This window comes from Rhodanobacter sp. UC4452_H20 (assembly GCF_052978205.1).
Window position 1 is genome coordinate 2952181 of record NZ_CM129662.1, and the last position, 14287, is coordinate 2966467.

A 14287-nucleotide genomic window follows, 5' to 3' on the forward strand; every position below is an offset into this window, starting at 1 on the left:
GATCATTCGATGTCGGCAAGCAGCGTCGCCGCGCGCACCTTGCGCGGCGACCCGCGCCAGGCCAGCGCGGCGACCAGTTCCGGCGCGAGGTCGAGCCGCTGCAGTTGCCAGGCGCCGACATCTTCGCCGTCGAAGCGCAGCAGCTGCAATGGTTGCGGCGGCGCCGCCACGCGCAGCCGCTGCAGTCCGTAGCCGATGCCGCGTCCATGCGCCTTGAGCAGCGCTTCCTTGGCCGTCCACAGCGTCAGGAACGCGTCGTCGCGCGCGTCCACGGGCAACGCCGCCAGCGCCGCCGTCTCTGCCGCGTCGAAGAAGCGCCGGGCCAGCGCCAGCGCACGCGGTCGGGCTCGCCGGCGCTCGCCGTCGACGCCCGGCGCGATGCCACGGGCGATCGCCACCAGCGCATGGTCACCGCTGTGCGACCAGTTGAAATCCAGTGCCGTGCCGTGGCGCGGATCGAGCCGCGGCCGTCCGTGCGCGTCCTGCGTGAGCTGCAGCTCGCCGGCGTCGACGCCGAGATATGCGGCCAGTATCCGCAACAACGGCAGACGACCGGCTGCGCGGCGGTAGCCCAGATGCCAGACGTGCACCGTCTGGTCGTCCAGTTGCGCGGCAGCGGCGGCGGGAAGGGGCGGGAGCGTGTCGGTCATCCCGCTCATGGTGCGGCCCGTCGCGTCGCGGTACAAGCGACGCGACGGCGCTTGTGTCAACGCGGCAGGCGCGACGTGCCCATCAGGAACTCGTCCACCGCCTGCGCGCACTGGCGGCCTTCCCGGATCGCCCACACCACCAGCGACTGGCCACGGCGCATGTCGCCGGCGGCGAACACCTTGTCGACGCTGGTGCGGTAGGCGGCGCCGCCGTCGACCTTCGCCGCCGCATTGCCGCGCGCGTCCTTGTCCACGCCGAAGGCATCGAGCACGGCTTGCGTCGGCGACACGAAACCCATCGCCAGCAGGACCAGGTCCGCCTCGATCTCGAACTCGCTGTCCGGCACCTCGCTCATGCGGCCCTCGTGCCATTGCAGCCGCACCGCGGTCAGGCTGCGCACGCGGCCCTTGCCGTCGTCGTTGAAACGTTTGGTGGCCACCGCCCAGTCGCGCCGGCAACCCTCCTCGTGCGAACTGGAGGTGCGCAGCCGAATCGGCCAGTACGGCCAGGTCAGCGGCTTGTTCTCCTGCGCCGGCGGCTGCGGCAGCAGTTCGAACTGGGTGATCGCCGCGGCGCCCTGGCGGTTGGAAGTGCCCACGCAGTCCGAGCCGGTGTCGCCGCCGCCGATCACCACCACCTGCTTGTCGGTGGCAAGGATCTGCGACGCCAGCGCGTCGCCGGCCAGTACGCGGTTCTGCAGCGGCAGGAAGTCCATCGCGAAGTGCACGCCGTCCAGTTCGCGCCCGGGCAGCGGCAGGTCGCGCGGGGTCTCGGCGCCGCCGGCCAGCACCACCGCGTCGAAGTCCTGCTGCAACTGCTCCGGCGTCAGCGCGAGCTGCCCGTCCTTCGCGTCGGCGGCGTTGCCGACATACACGCCAGGGCGAAACTGCACGCCCTCGACGCGCATCTGATCGAGACGGCGGTCGATATGCTCCTTCTGCAACTTGAAATCGGGGATGCCGTAGCGCAGGAGCCCGCCGATGCGGTCGTTCTTCTCGAACACGGTGACCGCGTGGCCCGCACGCGCGAGCTGCTGTGCCGCGGCCAGGCCGGCCGGGCCGGAACCTACCACGGCCACGCTCCAGCCCGTGCGCCGCGCGGGTGGCTGCGGGCGCACCCAGCCTTCCTCCCATGCCTTGTCGATGATCTTGTGCTCGATCGACTTGATGCCCACCGCATCGCTGTTGATGTTCAGCGTGCACGCCGCCTCGCACGGGGCCGGGCAGATGCGGCCGGTGAACTCGGGGAAGTTGTTGGTCGAATGCAGCACCTCGATCGCGCGCTGCCAGTCCTGCCGATAGACCAGGTCGTTGAAGTCCGGGATCACGTTGTTGACCGGGCAGCCCTGGTGGCAGAACGGGATGCCGCAATCCATGCAGCGCGCGGCCTGGATCGCCGCGCCGGCGTCGTCCAGCTGCGGGGTGAACTCGCGCCAGTGGCGCTTGCGCAGGTTGGGCGCCTCGCCGGGTTCCGGCACGCGCGGGTAGTCGAGAAAGCCGGTGACCTTGCCCATGATCGTTGTCTCCCCGGGCCGCTCAGGCCGTGATGGCTCGTGTGCCGGGCGCTGTCGCTGCCCGGCCGGCTTCGCCCAGTGCGCGCCGGTACTCGTGCGGCATCACCTTGACGAAGTGCGTGCGCGCGTTGATCCAGTCGTGCAGGATCGCCTTGGCGCGGAAGCTGCCGGTGGCGCGGAAATGGCTTTCCAGCAGACGCCGCAGGATCGCCTCGTCGGTCTCGCCGGGGGCTCCGCGCACCGGCGCGTGCCAGAGTTCGCGCGGCACGCGCAGTTCCTGCTCGACCGTGGAGAGCAGCGGCTCGAGCGCCACCATCGCGAGATTGCAGCGCGCCTGGAACTGCACGTCCGGGTCGTACAGATAGGCCACGCCACCGGACATGCCGGCGGCGAAGTTGCGCCCGGTTTCGCCCAGCACCACCACGGTGCCGCCGGTCATGTATTCGCAGCCGTGGTCGCCGACGCCTTCCACCACCGCGGTGGCACCGGAGTTGCGCACGGCGAAGCGCTCGCCGGCGACGCCGTTGAAGAACGCCTCGCCGCCGGTGGCGCCGTACAGCACCGTGTTGCCGGCGATGATGTGTTCGGGCCCGAAGCCGTGGAAATCGTTCGGCGAACGCACGATGATGCGGCCGCCGGACAGCCCCTTGCCCACGTAGTCGTTCGCCTCGCCGACCAGGTCGAAGGTGATGCCGCGCGCCAGGAACGCGCCGAAACTCTGCCCGGCCACGCCATCGAGTTGCACGTGGATGCTGTCCTCCGGCAGGCCGGCGTGACCGTGCCGCCGCGCCAGCGCGCCCGACAGCATCGCGCCGACCGAACGATCCGTATTGCGGATCGCCACGATGAAGCTGCAGCGCTCGCCCTGCTCCAGCGCGGCGCGCGCCTTGTCGATCAGCGCGTGGTCCAGCGCGCGCGCGAGGCCGTGGTCCTGCTCGTCGACGTGGCGCCAGGCCACGTCGGCGGACACCGCCGGGCGGTGGAACACGCGGCTGAAGTCGAGCCCGCGCGCCTTCCAGTGCGCGATGCCTTGGCGCACGTCGAGCAGGTCCGCGCGCCCGACCAGTTCATCGAAGCGGCGGATGCCGAGCTGCGCCATGATCGCGCGCGCTTCCTCCGCCACGAAGAAGAAGAAGTTCACCACGTGCTCGGGCTTGCCGGCGAACTTGCGGCGCAGCACCGGGTCCTGCGTGGCCACGCCGACCGGACAGGTGTTCAAGTGGCATTTGCGCATCATGATGCAGCCTTCCACCACCAGCGGCGCGGTGGCGAAACCGAACTCGTCGGCGCCGAGCAGGGCGGCGACCACCACGTCGCGGCCGGTCTTCATCTGGCCGTCCGCCTGCACCCGGATGCGCCCGCGCAGTCGGTTCAGCACCAGCGTCTGCTGGGTCTCGGCCAGGCCCAGTTCCCACGGCGTGCCGGCGTGCTTGATGGATGACCACGGCGAGGCGCCGGTACCACCGTCGTGGCCGGCGATCACCACGTGGTCGGCCTTGCACTTGGCCACGCCCGCCGCGACCGTGCCCACGCCGACCTCGGACACCAGCTTCACCGAGATCGACGCCTGCGGGTTGCAGCTCTTGAGGTCGTGGATCAGCTGGGCCAGGTCCTCGATCGAGTAGATGTCGTGGTGCGGTGGCGGCGAGATCAGGCCCACGCCGGGCACCGAGAAGCGAAGTTGCGCGATGTAGTCGGACACCTTGTGGCCCGGCAACTGGCCACCCTCGCCCGGCTTGGCGCCTTGCGAGATCTTGATCTGGATCTGGTCGGCCGAGACCAGGTACGCCGCGGTGACGCCGAAGCGGCCCGAGGCCACCTGCTTGATGCGCGAGCGCAGTGAATCGCCGGGTTCGAGGGCGAGGTCGCTCTCGATGCGATCGGCGCCGAGGATGCTGCCCAGCGTTGCGCCCTCGCCGATGGCGATGCCGCGCGCCTCGTCGCGGTAGCGCGCCTCGTCTTCGCCGCCTTCGCCGGTGTTGGACTTGCCGCCGATGCGGTTCATCGCCACCGCCAGCGTGGCGTGCGCCTCGGTGGAAATCGAACCCAGCGACATCGCGCCGGTGGCGAAGCGCTTGACGATCTCCGCCGCCGGCTCCACCTCGTCCAGCGCGATCGCGGCCGCCGGATCGATGCGGAATTCGAACAGCCCGCGCAAGGTCAGCTGGCGGCGCGTCTGGTCGTTGATCAGCCGCGCATATTCCGCATAGGTCGTCGCACTGTTGGCGCGGGTGGCGTGCTGCAGCTTGGCGATGGAATCGGGCGTCCACAGATGGGCTTCGCCATCGGCTCGCCAGGCGTATTCGCCGCCGCCATCGAGTGCCTGACCTGCGTCGTCGGCCCACGCCGCCTCGTGCTGGCGCAGCGCCTCGGCGGCCAGCTCGAACAGGCCGATGCCCTCGATCGTGCTGGCGGTGCCGCTGAAGTACGTTTCCACCAGTTCGCTGTTCAGCCCCACCGCTTCGAAAATCTGCGCGCCGGTGTAGGACATGTAGGTGGAGATGCCCATCTTGGACAGCACCTTCTGCAGGCCCTTGCCGATCGCCTTGATGTAGTGCGCGATCGCCTGTTCCGCGGTGATCGCGCCGCTGACGGCGACGTGGCGGGCCAGCGTCTCCATCGCCAGGTACGGGTGGATCGCCTCGGCGCCGTAGCCGGCGAGCAGGGCGAAGTGGTGCACCTCGCGCGCCGAGCCGGTCTCCACCACCAGGCCGGCGCTGGTGCGCAGGCCGCGGTTGACCAGGTGCTGGTGGACCGCCGAGGTGGCCAGCAGCGCCGGGATCGCCACGCGCTCGCGGCCCGCGTGGCGATCCGACACGATCAGGATGTTGTGGCCCTGGCCGATCGCGTCGATGGCCTGTGCACACAGCGAGGCCAGCCGCGCCTCGATGCCCTGCTTGCCCCACGCCGCCGGATAGGTGATGTCCAGCTCGAAGCTGCGGAACTTGCCCTTGGAGTAGCGGCCGATCTTGCGGATCTTCGCCATGTCGGCGAAGTCGAGGATCGGCTGGGCGACTTCCAGTCGCAGCGGCGGGTTGACGTTGTTGATGTCCAGCAGGTTGGGTTTCGGCCCGATGAAGGAGACCAGCGACATCACCAGCTGCTCGCGGATCGGGTCGATCGCCGGGTTGGTGACCTGGGCGAACAGCTGGCGGAAGTACTGGTACAGCGACTTGTTCTGCTCGGACAGCACCGCCAGCGCCGCGTCGTTGCCCATCGAGCCGATCGCCTCCTGGCCGTCGTGCGCCATCGGCAGCAGCTGGAATTTGAGGTCTTCCAGCGTGTAGCCGAACATGCGCTGGCGTTGCACCAGCTGCTCGCCCGCGGGCGGCTCGACGTGGCCGACCGGCAGGTCGTCCAGGCGGATGCGGATGTGCTCGATCCACTGCTTGTACGGCCGCGCATTGGCCAGCTGGTCCTTCACCTCCTTGTCGTCGATGATGCGCCCCGCTTCCATGTCGATCAGCAGCATGCGGCCGGGCTGCAGCCGCCACTTCTTCACGATGCGCGGCTCGGGCACGGCGAGCACGCCGGCCTCGGAGGCGAGGATCACCAGGTCGTCGTCGGTGATGATGTAGCGCGCCGGACGCAGGCCATTGCGATCCAGTGTGGCGCCCACCTGGCGACCGTCGGTGAACGCGATCGCGGCCGGACCGTCCCAGGGCTCCATCATGGCCGCGTGGTATTCGTAAAACGCGCGGCGGTTGTCGTCCATCAGGGTGTGACGTTCCCACGCCTCGGGAATCATCATCATCATCGCGTGCGACAGCGGGTAGCCGGCCATCGTCAGCAGTTCGAGACAGTTGTCGAACGAGGCGGTGTCGGACTGGCCGGGATAGATCAGTGGCCACAGCTTGGCCAGGTCGTCGCCGAGCACCGGCGAGGAGATCGCGCCGGTGCGCGCGTTCAACCAGTTGACGTTGCCCTTGACCGTGTTGATCTCGCCGTTGTGCGCGACCATGCGATACGGATGCGCCAGCTCCCACGCCGGGAAGGTATTGGTGGAGAAGCGCTGGTGCACCAGCGCCAGCGCCGACACCGCACGCGGGTCGGTGAGGTCCGGATAGTAGGTGCCGACCTGGTCGGCCAGCAGCAGGCCCTTGTAGACCACGGTGCGGGTGGACATCGAAGGCACGAAGTATTCGCGGCCGTGCTTGAGGTTCAGCGCGCGGATCGCGTGGCTGGAAGTCTTGCGGATCACGTAGAGCTTACGCTCCAGCGAATCGGGCACCATGATGTCCGCGCCGCGGCCGATGAACAGCTGGCGAATCACCGGCTCGCGCGCCTTCACCGCGGGCGACATCGGCATGTCGCTGTCCACGCGCACGTCGCGCCAGCCCAGCACCACCTGGCCTTCGGCGCGCACGGTACGTTCCAGCTCCTGTTCGCACGCGCGGCGCGAGGCGTGCTCCTTGGGCAGGAAGATCATGCCCACGCCGTATTCGCCCGGCGGCGGCAGCTGGATGCCCTGCAGCGCCATTTCCTCGCGGTAGAGCTGGTCGGGGAGCTGGATCAGGATGCCGGCGCCGTCGCCCATCAGCGGGTCGGCACCAACCGCGCCACGATGATCGAGGTTGCGCAGGATCAGCAGCCCCTGTTCGATGATCTGGTGACTCTTGCGCCCCTTGATATGCGCCACGAAGCCCACGCCGCAGGCGTCGTGCTCGTGCCTTGGGTCGTACAAACCCTGCGCGCGTGGCTGGTCCATGGTCTGGGCTCCCGAAACAAGGGGGGAGTCTCGACTATAGTGCGTTGCAACAAAAATAAGCAAGCAAAATCAAATGGACGTATATATGGCCGAATCCATGGCCGGACGATCCGATCCAGATTATTTGATCAAACGTTCGTCGACCAGGTTCTGTACCACGCCCGGGTCAGCCAGCGTGGTGATGTCGCCGAGCTGGTCGGGGCGGTTCTCGCCGATCTTGCGCAGGATGCGGCGCATGATCTTGCCCGAGCGGGTCTTCGGCAGGCCGGGCGCCCATTGCAGGTAGTCCGGCGTGGCAATCGGGCCGATCTCCTTGCGCACCCAGGCGATCAGCTCCTTGCGCAGCTCGTCGCTGCCGGTCTCGCCGGCGACCAGGGTGACGTAGGCGTAGATGCCTTGCCCCTTGATGTCGTGCGGGCAGCCGACCACCGCAGCTTCGGCGACCTTGGGGTGCGCCACCAGGGCGCTTTCCACCTCGGCCGTGCCCAGGCGGTGACCGGAGACGTTGATCACGTCATCCACGCGACCGGTGATCCAGTAATAGCCGTCCTCGTCGCGACGGGCGCCATCGCCGGTGAAGTAGTTGCCGGGGTAGGCGCTGAAATAGGTTTCGATGAAACGCTTGTGGTCGCCGTAGATCGTGCGTACCTGGCCGGGCCAGGAATCGGTGATCAACAGGTTGCCCTCGGCGACGCCCTCCTGCACCGCGCCGTCGGCGTCGACGATCGCCGGCTTGATGCCGAAGAACGGCAGCGTGGCCGAACCGGGCTTGGTACCGATGGCGCCGGGCAACGGCGAAATCATGATGCCGCCGGTTTCGGTCTGCCACCACGTGTCCACGATCGGGCAGCGCTCCTCGCCGACCACGCGGTGATACCACTCCCAGGCTTCCGGATTGATCGGTTCGCCGACCGAGCCGAGCAGTCGCAGGCTGGCGCGGGAGGTGCGTTTCACCGGCTCCTCGCCTTCGCGCATCAGCGCGCGGATCGCGGTGGGCGCGGTGTAGAAGATGCTGACCTGGTGCTTGTCGACCACCTGCCAGAAACGGCTGTAATCGGGATAGTTGGGCACGCCCTCGAACATCACCGTGGTGGCGCCGTTGCAGAGCGGGCCGTACACCACGTAGCTGTGGCCGGTGACCCAGCCCACGTCGGCGGTGCACCAGTAGACGTCGTCCTCGCGCAGGTCGAACACCTGCTCGTGGGTGTAGCTGATGAACACCAGGTAGCCGCCGGTGCTGTGTTGCACCCCTTTCGGCTTGCCGGTGGAACCGGAGGTGTACAGCACGAACAGCGGATGTTCGGCCTCGACCGGGGTGGCCGGGCAATCGGCCGACTGGCCTTCCATCAGCGTGTGATAATAGCGGTCGCGCGGCGACTGCATGTTCACTGCGGCGCCGGTGTGACGCACCACGATCACGGTTTCCACGCTGTTCGTGTTCGGCCGCTCCAGCGCGGCATCCACGTTGACCTTCAGCGGAATGTGCTTGCTTGCGCGCAAGCCCTCGTCGGCGGTGATCACCACCTTGGCCTGCGAGTCGGCGATGCGGCCGGCCAGCGAATCGGGCGAGAAACCGCCGAACACCACCGAGTGGATCGCGCCGAGCCGAGCGCAGGCCAGCATGGCGACCGCGGCCTCGGGAATCATCGGCAGATAGATGGCCACGCGATCGCCCTTGACCACGCCCAGGTGCTTCAGCGTGTTGGAGAACCTGCACACTTCGGCGTGCAGCTCGCGATAGGTGATCCGGCGCGAGTTGGCCGGATCGTCGCCCTCGAAGATGATCGCCACCTTGTCGCCGCGCTTCTCCAGCTGGCGGTCGAGGCAATTCGCGCTCACGTTGAGCTCGCCGTCCTCGTACCAGCGGATGTGCAGGTCCTTCGGATCGAACGAGACGTTCTTGATCTTCGTCGGCGGTCTGGTCCAGTCCAGGCGCTTGGCGATACCTGCCCAGAATGCCTGCGGATCTCTCACGGATTCGGCATACATGTGTGTGTAGTCGTCGTGGTTGGTGCGCGCAGACGCTGCAAACTCGGGGTCGACCGGATAGGTGCTGGACATGGATTTTCTCCTGCTGGACTGGATGGGAGTGATTCAGGCAACCTGCGACAGCCATCGATGCCGCGCTGTGTGCGGTCCTTGAGTTAGCCTGATCGTAATACGACTGGGAGTCGGTACTTCGCTACACAAATAAAGATAGGCGCGTTTGATCCTGCCCGCTCCCGGATCGCGCCGGCTGTCGGCATTAAAAAGGGGGCTGCCGTTGTCAGCGGCGCCGCCGGATGGTGCTACTCAGCCGTTGTTGGATCAATGATTGAGGCAACTTCGGACACACGATTCGCAGGAAAGCCCCCTTCCTCGGCGTGTTTCCGAACCATTTCCTCATCCGGAGCGATGTATACGCAATAGATCTTGTCGCCGGTCACGTAGCTTTGGAGCCATTGAATCTGTGGCCCGATATTGCTCAGTACACCGCAAGACTTCTGCGAAATGGCCTTTAGTTCCTGGGGCGACAACTTCCCGGCACCAGGAATATCACGTTCGATCACGTATTTCGGCATGGCATGGTCCTCTGTTGTCTAGAAGCATAAATAATGGTCAGGCCCATCAGAAAATGTTTCTGCACAAAGGGATCAATGGCGCATCCAGGCGGCCAAGGCTCGCGCCAGAGACTACGCCACCGACCATCGCATGACCATCGTCAGCTACCTGATGTGCTCCAACCTCCAACACCTGCCGAAGAACCCATGGACGCAAGCGATTCGACAGGTTGCGGCGTGAAGATCAACCACGCCAAACGCGAAAGAGCCTCCATGCAGGGATGCCCGCTCCGTCGCGACATCCGCGAACATCGTATGTAATCGGGCAAATCAGAATTTGTAACTTGCACTCAAGCCGAGCATGAAATTGCGGCCCGGTGCGGACTGGAAGAAGCGACCGTTGCCGGAGTTGACGACAACGGCACCGACGTAGTTGCGATCGAAAAGGTTGTTGATACCTGCAAACTCGCTGACCTGCCAGCCGCCCGCGTTTTGCCTGAACGCCAGATGATAATCGACCACGACGTAGCTACCGGCGAAGTCCGTGTTTTTGTTGTCGACATAAACGCGATCACGCCACTGCGCGCTTAGCGAGGTGGAAAATCCAAGCGGGCGGTACTGCCAGTCCCACTCGCCGTACACCATCTGGCGCGGCACGCCTGGCATTCGATGGCCGTCGAGCGCTCCGCCATCGAAAGTCGCGTGCAGGTAACTATAGGCCAGGTAACCACTGAAGCCGCCGGAAAAGGCCTGCTGAATGCTCAGTTCCAGCCCGTGTCGCTTCGTGCTTCCGGCATTGGTGAAACTGTCGCGACCGTCATTGGATGCGCCAACGACAATATCGTTTGTGGTCGATATGTTGAAAAGTGCCAAGTCGAATTTTGTCGCAGCCCAGCTCCCCTTTAGCCCTGTCTCATAGTCGCGACTCTTGCTTGGCTGCAAGGCTTGATTAAAGCCGGCCCGACCGTCGGGCCGATAGGCGAACTCGGAGAGCGTCGGGGTTTCGAAGCCCTGGCCGTAATTCGCGTAGACGTTCAGATGCGGATTGATTTTGTAGAGCACGCCTGCAACCGGATTGGTACTCGAAAAATTCCGCCTGCCACTGTCGTCGGGATCTTCGGGCGTTATGTAGTGATCGTCGCTTCCGAACTTGACGTTCGAATGACGCAGGCCAGCGACGATGACCCAACGATCGGGCTTCCATTCGAGCTGGGCGTATTCCCCGGCCTGACTGGAAAAATCCCTCTCGTTGCGACGCAGCTCCCCTTCCACGCCTGCATCATTGACCCAGCCCTTGCGCAGCTCGCGCAGGTGGTCGTACTCGATACCCGTAATCAGGTCGAGCGATGTCGAGGTGAGCGGAAAACTGTGCACCCAGCGGACACCGCCGCCCCTGGACCTGTTTTTCAGGTCGACCACCGCGCCGCCGCCATTGGTGGAATCGCCGCGGAAAGGAAGGAACTGGACCACGCGCCGGGAACCACCGTAGCCCATCACATGCAGATGATCGCTCTGGCCGATTTGCTGTTCGTATACAGCGCCAAGCTGGCGGTCACGATGGCTTTCACCCGCGCCGAACTTGAACACGCCTGGCACCGCGAAGCTTGGGTCTTCCCGTGCCTGTTGCTTGGTCAGGCTCGAAGGATCCTCGGCGAAGGGCTGGTTCTCGCCGTTGAGCAGCAGCGTCAGCGAAGCGTCCTTGCTGATGTCGTAGCGGAACTTTGCGCGCAGATTGTCGCGCTCGGCCTTGCTGTGTTGACGAAAACCGTCGGTTTCGAAATGCGTGCCATCCACGACATAGTTGAAGTTGCCGACCGTGCCACCCGCATCCAGCCGCTGGATGCGGGTGCCATAGCTGCCGAATAGCGTGGAAGCCCCGACCGTCGGCTGCTCCGGGCCGTCCTTGGTGAATATCTGGATCACGCCCCCGGCGGCATTGCCGTACAGGGCCGAAAACGGCCCGCGCAACACCTCGATATGCTCCGCGGTAGCAAGGTCGAAGGGATCGGTCTGGCCCTGCCCGTCCGGCCCGGACACCGGAATGCCGTCCACCAGCAGGCGGATGCCGCGCACGCCAAAGGAGGCGCGTGAACCAAAACCACGAATGGAAATCTGCGAATCCTGCGCGTAGCTCTGGCGATTCTGCGCGACAATCCCGGGTATCCGCGCAAGTGACTGGGAAAGTGCGGATGCCGGAGCGCCATCGGCGATCTTGTCTTGCGTGACGACGCCAACAGCGGCGGGCACGTCGAGGTCGGGCTGTGGAATGCGGGTCGCGGTCACCACGACCACGGGTAGCGTCGTCGTAGACGATGTTGTCCGTGCGGTATTGGTCTGCACATCCTCCGCATGAGCCGCAGGCAGGACCAACGAGACAAGCACCAACGCTTCCGAGAGACTGCGCCAAATGAATGCGCGTGGAGCAAGGCCCCTGGCCGCGCCGTTCATCAAGCGCCTATCGGGATTTTCAAATTGATCAAGCATTATTGTTACCCGTCCAATGGAAACGAAGCTATAGCGAAACCTTGAAGCCAACCCAAACACCGCGAATCTCGCCCGGGCCATAGAAGCGCGGGTCGTCAAATTCCGGCATGATTTCGTCGGGTTCACCAAGTGTTCCGAACGTGACGTAGTGGCGGTCGAACAGATTGTCGATACGTGCGAATAAACTGAAGTGTGCAGTCACGTCGTAATTGGCTCGCAGGTTCACCACCACATATCCGCCGGTCTGCGCGAGCAGATTGGCTTCGTCACTGCGCAGGTACTGGCCGGAGTTCGCGATGATTTCGCCACCCATGGTCAACTTCGGTGTAATCGAAAAATCGGCGCCAAGTTTGAAGCTGTTGCGCACCAGGCTGGGAATGCGGTCACCCTTGCGCACGAATATCTCATCATCTTCATCGGCGTCAGGGTGGTTGGCGCTCTTCTCGAAGAAGCTGGTCCGATAGGTCGCATCAAGCCAACTGTAGTTTGCGTACCAGTGCAGACGCCGGTCCCATGCGGTGCCGGCGATGCTGGCCTCGAGGCCCTGCCGACGCGTGTCCCCGACATTGGCAAAGAAGCCCTCGTTGGACTTCGTTCCACCGGTGGCCTGAAACAGGATGTCATCGGTGTTGATAGTGCGAAACAGACCCACATGCCAGTGGCCAAGGTTGTTGCCGCCGGCGAACCTGCCGCGCAAGCCCGCTTCCCAGCTCTTGGCGACGACCTGTCTTAACGGCGGATCGGACAGAAACTGGTTGGGCAGCTTGCAGGGGGCATCCTCGTCCGCGCAGGTTAGTTCGACCGACGTGGGTGCGCGCGTGGATTCGCTGTAGCCGCCGTAAACGTTCACCGCGTCAGTCCATTGCCAGGTGAGTCCGGCCGCCGGATTGACGCGCGAAAAACGGTGCTTGCCGTCCAGCGCGGGATTGATACCGGTCGGATCGTTGATCGTGGTGCGTGTCCGGTTGCCTCGCGCCGACACCGTCAGTGCGAGGCGGTCGGTGATCGACAAGGTATCGGTGAGGTACAGGCTGATCGTGCGCGTGTGGCTATTGACGCTCAGTGCGCCTGCCGGAATCAGGATGCCTGAATCGGACGACGTCACCCGGTTTGGCTGCAGGACTGCCATTTCCAGGGCCGAGTTGTAGTCGAGGCGGCCGTTCATGTAATCCAGGCCCGCCACAAACTGGTTCTCCAAAGGGCCGAGTGGCTGGTTGAATGCGAGCTGCACGGTACCACCGTCGCTCGTCTGGTTCCGGTGGCCGATATTGTTGATCGCGTCGAAGTCGGAGGAAACAGTATTGCCGTTCTGGTCGATGATCGGTGCGTCGTCGTGGTCCTCGTCACAAAGGATGTCATCGTCGTCGTCGCACTCGTCGAAATCGCTGGCATCGCCGTTGTACGACAGCGTTTTGACTTTGCGGTGGAACACGGTGAACGAGAGCTTCGTGGCGTCGTTGATATCAACGGTTCCCTGGCCGCTGATGAGACCCATATCGTTGCTGGTGTTGTCCGGCGCCGTGAAGATGCCTCTCCAGCGTTCGGCGAGCAGCTCGACCGGCGCGCTGCCGTTACCGACCAGGTCGGTTTTCGCGTGGCCAAGGTGCAAGTCGAACGTAGCGGCTTCGCTACGCCAGGACAGGGTGCCGTAAAAGTTGCGAGCGTTTGAGGGTGACTGGTCGCGCCAACCGTCCTCGTCGAAGCGATTGCCCATCAGGTACCAGCCCCAGCGGCCGGAGTTGCCGGCGGTCTCGAAGGTGGCGTTGGTGCGCCCGAATGATCCACCGTAGAAGGAGAGGCGCGTACCTGGGTCGCTGAAGCCCGTCTTGGTCTGGATCGAGATCGCACCCCCAAGCGTGTTCAGGCCGAACACCGGGTTGGCGCCGGCAAGCAGGCTCATTCGCTCAATGGCGCCAGTCGGGATCAGGTCCCAATTGACCGTATCGCCAAACACTTCATTGACGCGCACCCCATCGAGGTAGACCGACATGCCCTCGGAGCCACCAAGCAGCGGCGTCGCGGTGAACCCGCGGAACTGGACATCCGCCTGCAGCGGGTTGTTCTGCGCGCCGTTCGTCGTTACACCGACAAAACGACGGTTGGTGAAGTCGGTAAGGTCGAGTACTTGCGCGCGATCCATCTGGTCGTCGTTGGTCGACTGCACGTAATACGGCAGCTTGCCGGGATCAATGTCGGTGCCGGTGACAGGTGTCACGCCGACCACCCTGATCAGGTCAAGTTCGGTGACGTTCTGGGGGTTGGTCTCGCGGCTGCTTTCTTGTGCGAATACGGAGCTGCTCGCGACGATCAGCGCCAGTGCGATCGATAGTGGGCCGAGTCCGCGAAAGCGCCGCGATTTCTTGTGAGCTGCCATCAAGCACATTCCTTTCC

At 64.9% G+C, this 14287-nt stretch carries 7 protein-coding genes; all 7 read right to left on the reverse strand.

All coding sequences use genetic code 11. The annotated features are described in order from the left end of the window. Window positions 1–2 precede the first annotated feature (2 nt). Window positions 3–650: a 4'-phosphopantetheinyl transferase superfamily protein gene (locus ACVCMC_RS13755; RefSeq protein WP_447097699.1), complete on the reverse strand. Its 648-nt coding sequence runs from the start codon at window positions 648–650 to the stop codon at window positions 3–5. A 56-nt stretch (window positions 651–706) separates the two neighbouring features. Next, a complete protein-coding gene (locus ACVCMC_RS13760) occupies window positions 707–2164 on the reverse strand; it encodes a glutamate synthase subunit beta (protein WP_447097700.1) in 1458 nt (485 codons plus the stop codon). Window positions 2165–2186: 22 nt separating this feature from the next. After that, complete coding sequence (locus ACVCMC_RS13765; RefSeq protein WP_447097701.1) at window positions 2187–6872, reverse strand: glutamate synthase-related protein; 4686 nt, start codon at window positions 6870–6872, stop codon at window positions 2187–2189. A gap of 120 nt (window positions 6873–6992) precedes the next feature. Further along, window positions 6993–8933 (reverse strand): acetate--CoA ligase, encoded by a 1941-nt coding sequence (gene acs, locus ACVCMC_RS13770; RefSeq protein WP_447097702.1) that lies wholly within the window; start codon window positions 8931–8933, stop codon window positions 6993–6995. 227 nt (window positions 8934–9160) lie between these two features. Further along, complete coding sequence (locus ACVCMC_RS13775; RefSeq protein WP_447097703.1) at window positions 9161–9433, reverse strand: DUF4242 domain-containing protein; 273 nt, start codon at window positions 9431–9433, stop codon at window positions 9161–9163. Between the two features lie 309 nt (window positions 9434–9742). Beyond that, the gene (locus ACVCMC_RS13780; protein ID WP_447097704.1) at window positions 9743–11896 is read right to left on the reverse strand and encodes a TonB-dependent receptor family protein; all 2154 of its coding nucleotides are present in this window, start codon (window positions 11894–11896) and stop codon (window positions 9743–9745) included. Window positions 11897–11924: 28 nt separating this feature from the next. Beyond that, a complete protein-coding gene (locus ACVCMC_RS13785; RefSeq protein WP_447097705.1) occupies window positions 11925–14270 on the reverse strand; it encodes a TonB-dependent receptor in 2346 nt (781 codons plus the stop codon). Window positions 14271–14287 lie beyond the last annotated feature (17 nt).

Excerpts from the sequence above, each read along its gene's own strand:
- ACVCMC_RS13785 (WP_447097705.1), bottom strand. The coding sequence starts at position 14,270 with ATGGCAGCTCACAAGAAATCGCGGCGCTTTCGCGGACTCGGCCCACTA.
- ACVCMC_RS13775 (WP_447097703.1), bottom strand. The coding sequence starts at position 9,433 with ATGCCGAAATACGTGATCGAACGTGATATTCCTGGTGCCGGGAAGTTG.
- ACVCMC_RS13780 (WP_447097704.1), bottom strand. The coding sequence starts at position 11,896 with ATGCTTGATCAATTTGAAAATCCCGATAGGCGCTTGATGAACGGCGCG.
- ACVCMC_RS13765 (WP_447097701.1), bottom strand. The coding sequence starts at position 6,872 with ATGGACCAGCCACGCGCGCAGGGTTTGTACGACCCAAGGCACGAGCAC.
- ACVCMC_RS13755 (WP_447097699.1), bottom strand. The coding sequence starts at position 650 with ATGACCGACACGCTCCCGCCCCTTCCCGCCGCCGCTGCCGCGCAACTG.
- ACVCMC_RS13760 (WP_447097700.1), bottom strand. The coding sequence starts at position 2,164 with ATGGGCAAGGTCACCGGCTTTCTCGACTACCCGCGCGTGCCGGAACCC.
- acs (WP_447097702.1), bottom strand. The coding sequence starts at position 8,933 with ATGTCCAGCACCTATCCGGTCGACCCCGAGTTTGCAGCGTCTGCGCGC.